Here is a 13,159-nt window from a genome sequence, read left to right as displayed (position 1 = left end):
TCAGTATCCCACCGCCTGGCCATCGGCCCGGGGCTCGGACGCCCCCAGGTAGCCGCCCTCCAGGCGGTAGATAGCCTGGGCGCGCCCGAATTCCGTGGCGAAGCGGGGCGCGACCCGCACGACGTGGCCCCGGCGCCGGAGCGCCTCCACGGTGGCCGCCGGCATGGAATGCTCCACCGCCAGGATATCGCCGGGATCGATCCGCCAGCGGGGCCCGTCGGCCGCCGCCTGGGGGTTCTGGCGGTAGTCGGCGAGTCGCACCAGTATCTGCACGTGGCCCTGGGCCTGCATGGCGCCTCCCATCACGCCGAAGCTCATCAGCGGCGCGCCGTCCCGGGTAACGAAGCCGGGAATGATGGTGTGCAACGGCCGTTTGCCGCCGGCCACCTGGTTGGGGTGTCCCTCGGCCAGGACGAAGCCCGCGCCGCGGTTCTGCAGGCTCACACCGGTGCCCGGCACCACCACGCCCGAGCCGAAGCCCATGTAGTTGGACTGGATCAATGACACCATCATTCCAGAGGCGTCGGCGGCGGTAAGGTACACGGTGCCGCCGCCCGGGTGCCTGTGGGCGGGGCGGGAAGCTTTCTTCCTGTCGATGCGCGTCACCCGCTCCCGGAGATAGGCCGGGTCGAGAAGCTCGGCGGGAGTCACGGTCATGGAAGCCGGATCCCCCACATAACGATAGAGGTCGGCGAAGGCGAGCTTCATGGCCTCCACCTGCAGGTGCACGCTGTCGGCGGAATCCGCCGGACACGAGGCGAGATCGAAGTGGGAGAGGATCCCGAGGGCCTCGAGCGCCGCGATGCCCTGGGTGTTGGGCGGTATCTCGTGCAGCGTAAAGCCGCGGTAGCGCTGGGCGACGGGCTCCACCCAGTCCACCGCGTGGCTCGCCAGATCCTCCAGGGTCAGCGCCGCGCCGTGGGCCCGGGCATGGGCGGCGATTCTCTCCGCCAGCTCGCCTCGGTAGAACGCTTCCCCTTCCGAGGCGGCGATCATGGCCAGGCTCTTCGCCAGATCTGGAAAGGCGAAGCGCTCGCCGGGGAGCGGCGGACGCCCCTTGGGCAGATAGGCTTGGGCAAAACCCGGCTGGGAGGCGAGGACGGGCGCCATGGCGGCCCACAGCCGGGCGATGGTGGGCGACACCAGGAAGCCGTCGGCGGCGTAGCGGATCGCCAGCTCGAACAGGTCGGCGAAGGGCAGCTTCCCGAAGCGCCGGGAAAGGGCCAGCCAGCCCGCCACCGCCCCCGGCACGGTCACCGCCTCCCAGCCGAGGACGGGCATCGCCGTCATGCCCTGGAAGCGCTCCGGGCTCCACGCCTTCGGCGCCCGGCCCGAGGCGTTGAGGCCGTGCAGGCGCGTGCCGTCCCACACCAGGGCGAAGGCGTCCGAGCCGAGGCCGTTGCCGGTGGGCTCCACCACGGTGAGGGCGATGGCGCAGGCGAGGGCCGCGTCCACCGCGTTGCCGCCCCGCTGGAGCATGGCGAGCCCCGCCTGGGCCGCCAGGGGCTGGGAAGTGGCCACCACGTTCGCCGCCAGCACCGGCATGCGCTGAGAGGGATAGGGGAAGTCCCAATCGAAGGGAAGCGTTATGGGCGAGGAGGAAAGCTCGGGCGAGTCGTTCATGGGGAAAACTCGGGAAATATCCGGGCTAGCACCTAGCCCGCAATCCACGGGGAGCGGGCCTCCCAGGCGGGAAACTCGTCCGCGGGAATCGGCGCGCTGATGCAATAGCCCTGGGCTATGTCGCACCCCAGCTCCGCCAGGCGTCCCCAGATCGCCTGGTTCTCCACCCCTTCGGCCACCACCTCCAGGTCCAGGCTATGGGCCAGCTCGATGGTGGAGCGCACGATCACGGCGGAGTCGGCGCTGTCCACCATCCGCCCGACGAAGGACTGGTCGATCTTGATGGTGTCCACCGGCAGCCTCTGCAGATAGGCCAGGGACGAGTAGCCGGTGCCGAAGTCGTCGATGAGCAGCTCCACCCCCAGGTCCTTCAGCCGCCGCAGGGTCTCCAGGGATCCGGCCGGGTCGTCCATGAGGGCGCTCTCGGTAAGCTCGAACTGGATCCAGTCGGGCCGGGCGCCCCAGGTGGCGAACAGCCCGTTTACCCGGTCGAGCAACTGGGGATCGTGCAGGTCCCGGGCCGACAGGTTGACCGCCAGCGGGCTCTCGACGCCTCGCTCCCGCCAGGCGTAGCGCTGGCGCAAAGCGGCCTCCAGGACCCAGTAGGTGAGGGGCGTGATGAGCCCCGTGCCTTCGGCCAGCTTGATGAACTCGCCCGGGTTGATCATGCCGTGGCGCGTATGCCGCCAGCGCACCAGGGCTTCCGCGCCGCAGACGCGGCGCGAGGCCATGCGCACCTTAGGCTGGCAGTAGAGCAGGAGCTCGTGGTGCTCGATGGCCCGGCGCAGGTCGCCCATGAGCTCGAGGCGCCGGGTGCTGTCGCTGTCGAGGGCCCCGGCGTAGACGGCGAACCCGCTGCCCCGGCGCCTGGCCTGGTAGGCCGCCATGCTGGCCCGGCGCATGAGCACGTCCGGCTCCGTGCCGTGGCCGGGGAAAAGGGCGATGCCGATATGGGCCCGGGCATCCACCTGCAGCCCGGAAAGCTCCACCGGATCGTAAAGGGCCACCAGCAGGCGCTGGGCGAACTGGATCGCCTTCTCGGCGTTCACCCGGGGCAGGAGCAGCGCGAACTCGCCCTCCCCCACCCGTGCCACGATGCCCCCTTCTCCCACGACGCCGGAAAGCCGCGAGCCGATCTCCTTGAGCAGCGCATCGCCCTCCCGGTAGCCCAGGGTCTCGTTTATCTCGCGAAAGCGGCCCACCTCGAGGTGCAGCAGGGCGAAGGAGCGGTTCTGCGCCCGGGACTCGGCGACGACCTGCTCCAGCCGCTCCCCTAGGCTCACCCGGTTGAGCAGCCCGGTGAGCGGGTCGAAGTAGGCCATGCGGCGGATGGTCTCCTCCGCCTCCCGCGCCCGGGCCCGGGCGAGCAGGGCGGACAGCCCGTAACTCAGGTCCTGCGCCGTTTTCTTGAGCAGCTCTACCTCGGCTGCGTCGAACGCGTCCGGCTCCGGCGCGCAGATGGCGAGCGCCCCGAAAATCCGCCCGTCCACCCGCAGGGGCAGCGCGATCAGCGAGGCGTAGCCCCGAGCCAGGAACTCCTCCTTCCACACCATGACATTGGGATCGGTCGCCACATTGCGGATGACGGCGGGCTCGCCGGTGCGCACCGCCGTGCCGCTCGCCCCCCGGCCCCGCTCCTCGTCCGCCCAGGAGAGCCGGAGGGCGTCCAGGAAATCTTGGTCCACTCCCGCCCAGGCCACCGGCCGCAAGGTGCACGCCTCGTCGTCTTCCGCCCGGGTCACGTACGCGGAGCGGTAACCCGCTTCCTCCACCACCACCCGGCAGATCTCCTTGAGGAGGCTTTCCTCGTCCTGGGCGTGGAGCAGGGCGTGGTTCGACGCCGCGAGGGTGCGGTGGGCGCGGTTGAGCCGGTGGAGCTCCTCCTCCGCCCGCCGGCGCCGGGCCCGTTCCCGCAGCGTCTCGATGCCGTAGGCCAGGTCATCGGCCAGCTCGGTCAAGAGCTTGACCTCCTCGGGATCGAAGGCGTCGGGCTCTGGCGCGTAGATGCTGAGCGCTCCCCCCACGGCCCCTTCGATCCGCAGCGGCAGCGCGATCACCGAGACATAGCCCCGCCGGGCGGCCTCATCCCGCCAGAAGGGATAGTTGGGATCGGTACGGATGTCCCGCACGATGCAGGGCTCCCCGGTGCGGATGGCGACGGGGTTCGGGCCCTTGCCCCGCTCGGAATCCTCCCGCCAGGTGCGCTTGATGGCGAGGAAGCCCTCGTCCACGCCCCAACAGGCGACGGGCGTGACGGTCTTCTCCTCGTCGTGCTCGGCCCGGCTCACCCAGGCCAGGCGGTAGCCGCCCTCCTCCACGATGACCCGGCAGATGTCCCGGAGCAGCGCCGCCTCGTCTTCCGCCCGTACCAGGGCCCGGTTGCACGCGGACAGCGTCCTGAGCGCCCGCTGCAGCCGCTCGATCTCGGACAGGGCCTCGGCGCAGGCGGAGGGTTGCTCGGGCATCGTTTCGGACCTTTCTTGATCCATTCTTCATTATAGGTCCGCGCCCGACGGAAGCGGGGGAGCACTGCACCCCGGTTCGGTGTCGCGCGACGCTAAAGGGTCTCGCTCCCCGCCGCGGTGGGCCGCCATACCAGGAGCCGCCGCTCGGCGAAGGTCACCACCGCGTCCAGCAGCAGGGCGAAGCCCGTGAGCACCAGGATCCCGGCGAACACGGTGTTGATGTCGAAGGTGCCCTCGGCCTGGAGGATCAGGTAGCCCACGCCCTGGGCCGAGCCCAGGTACTCGCCCACCACGGCGCCCACGAAGGCCATGCCCACCGAGGTGTGCAGGCTGGAGAACACCCAGCTCGTGGCCGAGGGCAGATACACGTAGCGCAGGAGATGCCGTCGGCTGGCGCCCAGCATGCGGGCGTTGGCGAGCACCACGGGGCTCACCTCCCTCACCCCCTGGTACACGTTGAAGAACACGATGAAGTATACCAGCGTCACCCCGAGGGCCACCTTGGACCAGATGCCCAGCCCGAACCACACGGCGAAGATAGGGGCGAGGATCACTCGCGGCATGGCGTTCAAGGCCTTGATGTACGGATCGAGAATGGCGGAAGCGACGGGGGACAGGGCGAGCCACATGCCGATCACCAGGCCGAACACGGTGCCCACGGCGAAGGCGAGGAGCGTCTCCACGAGGGTGACCGCCAGGTGCCGGTAGATCTCCCCGCCCGCGAACCACTCCCACACCTTGGCCAGCACCACCAGGGGCCGGCCGAAGAAGAAGGGCGGCAGGATCTCCGTCTCGGTGAGGACCCACCAGGCGAAGAACACGCCCACCAGCACCAGGAGCTGGTAGATCCACAGGGTGCGGGCGCTTGGCTTGCCTTTCATCCCTCGCGCTCCCCGGCCCGGTCAGCCTTCCATGGTCTGGGCATAGCCCTTCAGCACCTCGGCCTTCATGGTGTGCCAGATCCGGCTGTGCAGGTCGACGAAATGGGGAGCGAGTCGGATCTCCGCCACGTCCCGCGGGCGGGGCAGGTCGATCGGGTACTCGCCAATGGGATGGGTGCCGGGACCCGCCGAGAGCACCACCACCCGGTCGGAGAGGGCGATGGCCTCCTCCAGGTCGTGGGTGATGAACACCACCGACTTGCGATCCGCAGACCACAGCTCCAGCAGCTCGTTCTCCATGAGCTGGCGGGTCTGGACGTCGAGGGCCGAGAAAGGCTCGTCCATGAGCAGGATCTGCGGGTCCAGGATGAGCATCTGGGCCAGCGCGGTACGCTTGCGCATGCCGCCCGAGAGCTGGTGGGGGAAGCTGTGCCCGTGGCCGGCGAGCCCCACCCGTTTCAACCACTCGGCGGCCCGCTCCAGGGCTTCCGGCTTCGGGACGCCGCGGAAGATGAGCCCGGCGGCCACGTTCTCCAGGGCGCTGCGCCAGGGCATGAGGGCGTCGGCCTGGAACATGTAGCCGGCTTGGCGGTTGATCCCTTGGAGCCGCTCGCCGAAGACTTCCACGTGCCCGCCCGTGGGCACGAGCAGCCCCGCCGCCACGTTGAGCAAAGTGGACTTACCGCAGCCGGTGGGCCCCACCACCGATACGAATTCCCCGCGGGCGACCCGCAGCGTCGTGTCGCGCACCGCGGTGTAAGATTCCCCCGGGCCGCTACGGGAGGGGAACGTCACGGTGATATCGACGAGGGCCAGCGCGACCTCGTGGAATGCGCTTGCGGCGAAACCCCCTTGAGACGGGCTCATGCTCGGATTTTCCCGCCCCTCCCGCATACTCCCCGGCGGACCACGGCTACTTGTATTTCTGCAGGGCCTTCCGGACGAAGCCGTTGTCGAAAGTGGCGGCGAGATCAATGTGGGCCGCCTTCTGCACGGAAGGTTCGAACTGCTTGAGCACCGCGTACACGCTCCTGGCGCCTTCCATCGTGAGCTGGCCGTCCGGGGACAGGGTCGGCAGGTTCTTGATCAGGCCCACCCGGTACAAGCCCACGTCGCCGCCGTAATATTCCGGCGGTACCGTGGCGATGATCTCCTTGTCGGTAGCCTTCTGCAGCCAGCGGTTAGCGCGCACCATGGCGTTCACCACTGCCTGCACCGTGTTGGGGTATTTTTTCACGAAGTCTTCTTTCACGTAGATGCAGCCGGCATGGTAGGCGGCGCTGCCGTAGGCCTGCCGCATGCCCTCCTCGGTACGGGTGTCCACCTTGATCACGATGTCGCCCGCCGCTTCCAGGCGCGTAATCACCGGGTCCAGGTTGGAAATGGCGTCGATTTCGTTCCGCTTCATCGCCGCCACCGCCCCGCCGGTGGCGCCCACCCCGATGATGGCCACGTCGGCGGGCTTGAGACCGTGCTTCACCAGCAGGTTGGACACGAACATGTGGGTGGAGGAGCCGGGCGCCGTGACGCCCACTTTCCACCCTTTCATATCCGCGGGGGAGCGCCATTGCTCCGTCCTGGATCTATGCACCCCCAGCACGATGCCCGAGTAGCGGCCCTGCAGCACCACCGCCTTGATGGGGATGCCCTTGGCCTGCATGTTGATGGTGTGCTCGTAGGCCCCGGAGACCATGTCCGCGCTGCCGCCCACCAGGGCTTGCAGCGCCTTGGCGCCCCCGGGGAAGTCCACGATCTGGACATTGAGCCCCTCGTCCTTGAAGAAACCCTTTTGCTCGGCGATGGTGAGGGGCAGGTAGTAAAAAAGGCTCTTGCCCCCCACCGCGATGGTGAGATCCGGTTTTTCGAGCTTGCCCTGGGCTAAGCCGGCGGGCGCGAACGCCAGCGCCGCCATGGCGAGGATCCATCGGATAGGTCGCGCGCGTTTCATCTTCTTCCTCCTCGTTTGTTTCGGACCGAACGACGGCGCGAGGATGCTCACACGGCGGCCTCGGCGGTGTCAATCCCGCGGCCGTGCGCTCCTAACCGCCTTCGCGAATCCCCTCGACGGAGATGCTGAGACGCACTTCGTCGCTCACCAGGTCGAGGAACCGGTCCATGCCGAAGTCCGAGCGGCGCACCACGGCGCTCAAGTCCCCGCCGCAGATGTAGCGTCGCACCAGAAGGATTTTCACGACCCGGCAGGCAAAGCGCTCGACGGTGAGGGTGAGCTTGCGGGTCCGGCCCCGCACCGTGAGCCAGCCCTCGAACTCCCGGGGCAGCCCCTCCTCGAAGCGCGTGGCCTTCGCCACGAAGCGCGCCACCGGAAACGAGGCGGCGTCGAAGAAATCGGGATCCCGCAACAGGCGGTCCAGCGCCTCCGCGCCGGTGGAAACGCTTCCCGTATCGATTAGCGCGTCCACCTCGGCCGTCTGCGCCCGGGTGTCCAGGATCGCGCGGCCCTTGTCGATATTGAACCGGCCCCGCAAGGTGGATACCCCGACGTGGGTGACGGCGAAGTACACATAGGTGTGCTGGGGATCCAGGCGGAAACTCTCCGCCGCGACACCCTGGCCGGCCAGCGACAGCAGAAGCGCAGCGGCTGCCCAGCGGCGTAACGGACCCGGCCTAGCCGACTTGCGCGAGCAGGCCATCAAATCACCCCGGCCTTCCGCAGCCGCTCCCGCGCTGGGGCGTCGTAGCCCAGCCGCTCCAGCACCTCGTCGGTATGCTCCCCCAGCGCCGGCCCGAGCCAGCGGGTGTCCCCCGGCGTCTCCGAGAGCTTGGGCACGATGCCGGGCAGCTTGAGGGGGTGCCCGTCGGGCAGGCGATACTCGCGGATCATTTCCCGCGCTTGGTAGTGGGGGTCGGCCACGATGTCGGCGATGTCGTAGATGCGGCCCGCGGGCACCTCCGCCCGCTCCAGGGTTTCGAGCACTTCCTCTAGGGAGTGGACCCGGGTCCAGTCGCGGATGGCGGTCTCGATGCGCTCGGTGTGCTTGACCCGCCCGTCGTTGCGGGCGAGCTCCGGGTCGTTCGCCAGGTCCTCGCGCCCGATGGCAGTCATCATGCGCCTGAAGATGGAATCGGCGTTGGCGCCGATCACCACGTATTTGCCGTCCTTGCAGGGATAGGTGTTGGAGGGAACGATGCCGGGGAGCGAGGAGCCGCTGCGCTGCCGCACGAATCCGTACATGTCGTACTCGGGCAGCAGGCTCTCCATCAGGTTGAACACCGATTCGTAGAGGGCCACGTCCACCACCTGGCCCCGCCCGCCCTTCACCTCCCGGTGGCGCAGCGCCATGAGGGCGCCGATCACCCCGTGCAGAGCGGCGATGGAGTCGCCGATGGACACCCCGACCCGTACCGGGGGCTGGTCCGGAAAACCGGTGAGATGGCGCAAGCCCCCCATGGATTCGCCGATGGCGCCGAAGCCAGGCCGGTCCCGGTACGGACCCGTCTGGCCGTAACCGGAGATGCGCACCATGACGAGCCCGGGGTTGATGGCGGAGAGCTGCTCCCAGCCCAGGTTCCATTTCTCCATGGCGCCGGGGCGGAAGTTCTCCACCACGATGTCTGCGTCCCGGGCGAGCCGGCGCACGATCTCCTGCCCTTCAGGCGCGCGCAGATTCACCGTGACCGATTTCTTGTTGCGCCCCTGCACGTACCACCACAGGGACGTCTCCTTGTACAGCATGCGCCACTTGCGCAGGGGATCGCCCTCGCCAGGCGGCTCGATCTTGATCACCTCAGCGCCGAATTCGGCGAGCAGCCGGGCGCAGAACGGCCCGGCGATGAGGGTGCCGAGCTCGATGACCTTGATTCCGGCAAGGGGCACAGGCTGACGCATGCGCGATCTCCGTCGAACGAAGGGCGATAGTTTAGCGTGGATCGATCAGTCGCCCAGCGAGGCGAGCAACGCCGCGTTGCCCCCGGCCGCGGCGGTATTCACACAAACCGAGCGCTCCACGGCGAAGCGGGGGAGCGTGTGGGGACTGCCCGCCTTGGGCCCGGTGCCCGAGAGCCCCTCGCCGCCGAAGGGCTGCGAGCCCACCACCGCACCGATCATGTTGCGGTTAACGTACATGTTGCCCACCCGAGCCCCCTCCACCACCCGCCGGATGGTGGACTCCACCCGGCTGTGCACGCCCAGGGTTAGTCCGTAGCCCGTGGCGTTGATGGCCCCCACCACCCGGTCCAGCTCGGACGCCTTCCAGCGCACGACGTGCAGGATGGGCCCGAATACCTCCCGCCGCAGGAGGTCCGGGTTCTCGATCTCGAGCACCCGGGGAGCAAAGAAGCAGCCCGTGTCCTCCTCCCCCGGAAGTCTCGCCATGCACACCAGCCGCGCCTGGCGCTCGATCGAGCGGACATGGGCCAGCAGCCGCTCCCGGGCCGCCTCGTCGATCAGGGGCCCCACGTCGGTGTCGAGGCGAAGCGGATCGCCCAGCTTGAGCTCATCCACCGCCCCGGCGAGCATTTCCAGGGTGCGCTCCGCCACTTCCTCCTGGAGGAACAGGAGCCGCAGGGCCGAGCAGCGCTGGCCAGCGCTGTCGAAGGCGGACTGGATCGCGTCGGTCACCACCTGCTCGGTCAAGGCGGAGCTGTCCACCACCATGGCGTTGAGCCCACCGGTTTCGGCGATGAGGGGCACCATGGGGCCTTCCCGTCGCCCGAGGACGGCGTCGATGGCCCGGGCGGTCTCGAAAGAGCCGGTAAACGCCACCCCGGCGATGGCGGGATGCGCCGTGAGGGCCGCCCCCAGCGCCCGCCCGCCGGGCACGAGATGCAGCACGTCCTCGGGAACGCCCGCTTCCAGGAGGAGCTCCACCGCCCCCATGGCGGTCAGCGGCGTCTGGGGCGCGGGCTTGGCCACCACGCCGTTGCCCGCCGCCAGGGCGGCGGCGACCTGGCCCACGAAGATGGAGAGGGGGAAGTTCCAAGGGCTCACGCACACGAACACGCCCCGGCCCCGCAGGCGCAGCCGGTTCTCCTCCCCCGTCGGGCCGGGAAGCGCCAGGTCGGCGAATTGTTTTCGCGCTTGAGCTGCGTAGTAGCGGCAGAAGTCGGCCGCCTCCCGTACTTCCGCCAGGGCGTTGGGCAGGGTGCGCCCGGCCTCCCGCACGATGCGGGCCATGAGCTCGTCCCGGTGGGCTTCCAGGAGGCCGGCCGCCCGCTCCAGGATGGAAGCCCGCTCCTCCACGGGCGTCCGGTCCCATGCGGGCGCGGCGGCCCGGGCCCGTTCGATGGCCTCTCCGCCCTGCTCCGGGGTCGCCTCGATCACCTCCCCCACTTGCCGCCGGCGGTCGGAAGGATCCCGCACCGGCGCGGGCCTGCCCGGCAGCCGCCGGCCGGAGACGAGGGGCGCGGCGGACCAGGGCCGGGAGAAGGCCCGCTCCAGGCCCTCCGCCATCGCCTGCAACGCGACGGGATCGGCGAAGGAAAAACCCAGGGAGTTCTTCCGCTCGGGCCCGAACAGGTCCACCGGGAGAGGAATTCGAGGATGAGGTACCGCCCCCTCCCGTTCCACCGTGGCCACCGGATCCTCCACCAGCCGCTCGATGGGCACCTCCGGATGCCCCACCCGGTTCACGAAGGACGTGTTGGCCCCGTTCTCCAGCAGCCGCCGCACCAGATAAGGAAGCAGGGCATCGAAGCTTCCCACCGGCGCGTATACCCGGCACGGCACCGGCGCTACCGTCTGCACTTCGCGGTAGAGCGCTTCCCCCATGCCGTGGAGCCGCTGGAACTCGAAAGCCCGCCCGTCGCCCGCGCACTCCAGCACGTAGGCGATGGTCTGGGCATTGTGGGTGGCGAACTGGCAGAAAAAGGCGTCCTCGGCCGAAAGCATCGCCCGCGCGCAGGCCAAATAGGAAACGTCGGTGTGGCGCTTGCGGGTGAAGACGGGATAGCCTTCGAGCCCCTGGACCTGGGCGCGCTTGATCTCGGTGTCCCAGTAGGCACCCTTGACCAGCCGCAAGGGGATCCGGCGGCGCTGGGCGCGGGAGAGCGCTGCTAGCCATTCGATCACCGGGGCCGCCCGCTTCTGGTAGGCCTGCACCGCAAGGCCAAAACCCTCCCAGCCCGCGCACTCGCCGGATTCATACACCGCGGCGAAGACGTCCAGCATGAGCTCCAGCCGCTCGCTCTCCTCCGCGTCCAGGGTCACCACCAGCCGGGCGTCCCGGGCGCGGCGGACGAGGGCCTTCAAGCGCGGCACCAGCTCCTCCATGACCCGCCGGCGCTGGCTGTACTCGTAGCGGGGATGCAGCGCCGAGAGCTTGATGGAGACGCCGGGGGCCGCCCAGGGATCGGTCCCTTCCGCTTGGTCTGCCAGCGCCTCGATGGCGTGGGCGTAGGCCTGGAAATAGCGCTCTGCGTCCCGCGCGGTGAGAGCCGCTTCCCCCAGCATGTCGAAGGAATAGCGGGTGAGGGGCGATGGGTCGCGCGCCTGCAGTGCCTCCTCGATGGTCTCGCCCGCCACGAACTGGCGGGCAAGGATGCTCATGGCGCTCTTCAATACCGCCCGCACCACGGCCTCGCCGCCCCGGGCGGCGAGGCGCTTCAACGCCGCGGTCAACGTCTCGCCGGGTGCCTCTTCCAGCGCCACCACCCGTCCGGTCAGGAGCAGCCCGAAGGTGGAAGCGTTGACGAAAAACGAGGCGGAACGGCCCAGGTGTTTTTCCCAGTCTCCCCGGGGCAACTGGTCGCGGATCAGGCGGTCCGCGGTGGCGGCATCAGGGATGCGCAGCAGCGCTTCTGCCAGGCACATGAGCACGACCCCCTCATGGGACGAAAGGTCGTACTCGCGCAGGAAGGCGTCCAGGGGAGAGGCGGCCTGGCGCGAACGCACCCCCTTTACCAGGTTTTCTGCAGCCGCGCGCACCCGCGAGGCGCCGGCGGGGGCCAGCCGGGCGCGGCGGGCGAGGCCCTCCACCGTCTCCCCCTCGTCGGCCAGATAGGCGGCGCGAATGGCCGCCCGCGGCGGCGGGGTCTCCAAGGGAGGAACGATCTCCAAATCCATGGCGGCGGCGCGATGGTGCCAGCGGGCGGCGGCCCGTGGCTCCGGGCTCGCTTCCATTTTAGGCGTAAAATCCCGCTCGCCTCCATGCACCTGCTGGTCGACATCTCGCCCCACGGCTACGGGCATATCGCCCAGTGCGCCCCCGTGGTGAACGCCCTGGGGGAGCGCCTTCCCCGGTTGCGTGTGACGGTGCGCTCCGCGGCGCCCCGCCCGGTGCTAGCGTCCCATTTCCAAGGGGAGCTGCAAGTGCTGGCGCCGGGACCGGAGCCGGGACTTGTCATGGCCGATGCCATGACGGTGCTGCCCAGGGCTTCCTACGACACCTATCGGGCGCTTCATACCCGCTGGGACGCAGAGGTGGCGGAAGCTGCCCGGGCCCTCAAGACGCTCCGGGTCGACCTGGTGCTCTCGGCCGTGAGCTGCCTGCCGCTAGCCGCCGCGCGCCGGGCCGGCGTTCCGGCGGTGGGCATCGGTTCGTTCCATTGGGCCGCCATGTTCCAATCCTATTGCGGAACTTTCGAAGGGGCCGGGGAAATCGCTGCCCGGATGCTCGCCGCCTACCGGGATGCGACCCGCTTCATCGCGCTTACGCCGGGCATGCCCATGCCGGAGCTGGAGCCGATCCTGGTGGGACCCGTGGCCCGGCTGGGACGCAGCCGCTCGGCGGAAATCCGCGCCCGGCTCCACCTCGAAGGGACGACGCGCCTCGCCCTGGTAGCCCTGGGCGGAATTCCCGCCCTCTTGCCCCTGGACAGCCTTCCCCGTATCCCTGGCCTCCACTGGCTGACGCCAGGGGATGCGGCCCCCGAACGGGAGGATGCGACCCCATTCGACCGGCTGGACCTCCCTTTCGGCGACCTGATCGCCTCCTCCGACCTGGTGCTCACCAAGCCCGGTTACGGCACCTTCGTGGAAGCCGCCTGCGCCGGCGCCGCGGTGGTGACGCTGGCGCGGCCCGACTGGCCGGAGACGCCCCATCTCGTGGAGTGGCTACGGTCCCACGCCCGATGCGAAGTGCTGCCGCCCGAGGATCTCGCGTCACGGGAACTCCAGACCACGGTGGAGCGGCTGCTGGCGCTGCCCCGCCCGGCGGCAGCCCGCCCCACCGGCATTCAGGAGGCGGCGAGGGTGTTGCAGGAGCTATTGCCCATCCGTCGCGATGAGTAAGC

General features: G+C 69.4%; 9 protein-coding genes. 1 reads left to right on the top strand and 8 read right to left on the bottom strand.

Going from position 1 to position 13,159, the window contains the following annotated elements; translation table 11 throughout:
- The 8 genes from ggt to putA all read right to left on the bottom strand — a co-directional run bounded on the left by ggt (position 1) and on the right by putA (position 11,990).
- A complete protein-coding gene (gene ggt, locus ACTFO6_RS04755) occupies positions 1–1,590 on the bottom strand; it encodes a gamma-glutamyltransferase (protein WP_439933411.1) in 1,590 nt (529 codons plus the stop codon).
- A gap of 65 nt (positions 1,591–1,655) precedes the next feature.
- Positions 1,656–4,088, bottom strand: coding sequence for a bifunctional diguanylate cyclase/phosphodiesterase (locus ACTFO6_RS04750; RefSeq protein WP_439933295.1), 2,433 nt, complete (start codon positions 4,086–4,088; stop codon positions 1,656–1,658).
- A gap of 92 nt (positions 4,089–4,180) precedes the next feature.
- The gene (locus tag ACTFO6_RS04745; protein ID WP_439933294.1) at positions 4,181–4,969 is read right to left on the bottom strand and encodes an ABC transporter permease; all 789 of its coding nucleotides are present in this window, start codon (positions 4,967–4,969) and stop codon (positions 4,181–4,183) included.
- Between the two features lie 21 nt (positions 4,970–4,990).
- Positions 4,991–5,836 (bottom strand): ABC transporter ATP-binding protein, encoded by an 846-nt coding sequence (locus ACTFO6_RS04740; RefSeq protein WP_439933293.1) that lies wholly within the window; start codon positions 5,834–5,836, stop codon positions 4,991–4,993.
- A gap of 46 nt (positions 5,837–5,882) precedes the next feature.
- A complete protein-coding gene (locus tag ACTFO6_RS04735) occupies positions 5,883–6,917 on the bottom strand; it encodes an ABC transporter substrate-binding protein (RefSeq protein ID WP_439933292.1) in 1,035 nt (344 codons plus the stop codon).
- A 91-nt stretch (positions 6,918–7,008) separates the two neighbouring features.
- Complete coding sequence (locus ACTFO6_RS04730) at positions 7,009–7,620, bottom strand: YceI family protein (RefSeq protein WP_439933291.1); 612 nt, start codon at positions 7,618–7,620, stop codon at positions 7,009–7,011.
- A complete protein-coding gene (locus tag ACTFO6_RS04725) occupies positions 7,620–8,816 on the bottom strand; it encodes a CaiB/BaiF CoA transferase family protein (RefSeq protein WP_439933290.1) in 1,197 nt (398 codons plus the stop codon). Before ACTFO6_RS04725 ends, ACTFO6_RS04730 begins: the two co-directional genes overlap by 1 nt.
- A 45-nt stretch (positions 8,817–8,861) precedes the next feature.
- Positions 8,862–11,990: a bifunctional proline dehydrogenase/L-glutamate gamma-semialdehyde dehydrogenase PutA gene (gene putA / locus ACTFO6_RS04720; protein WP_439933410.1), complete on the bottom strand. Its 3,129-nt coding sequence runs from the start codon at positions 11,988–11,990 to the stop codon at positions 8,862–8,864.
- Between the two features lie 84 nt (positions 11,991–12,074).
- Here putA and ACTFO6_RS04715 point away from each other — a divergent pair, with 84 nt between their 5' ends.
- Complete coding sequence (locus ACTFO6_RS04715; protein ID WP_439933289.1) at positions 12,075–13,157, top strand: hypothetical protein; 1,083 nt, start codon at positions 12,075–12,077, stop codon at positions 13,155–13,157.
- Positions 13,158–13,159 lie beyond the last annotated feature (2 nt).

The organism is Pelomicrobium sp. G1 (assembly GCF_051905455.1).
In the GTDB taxonomy this organism is placed as follows: Bacteria; Pseudomonadota; Gammaproteobacteria; order Burkholderiales; family UBA6910; genus Pelomicrobium.
The sequence above is the reverse complement of the archived record's forward strand: the minus strand, read 5'-3'. Positions and strand labels throughout refer to the sequence as shown.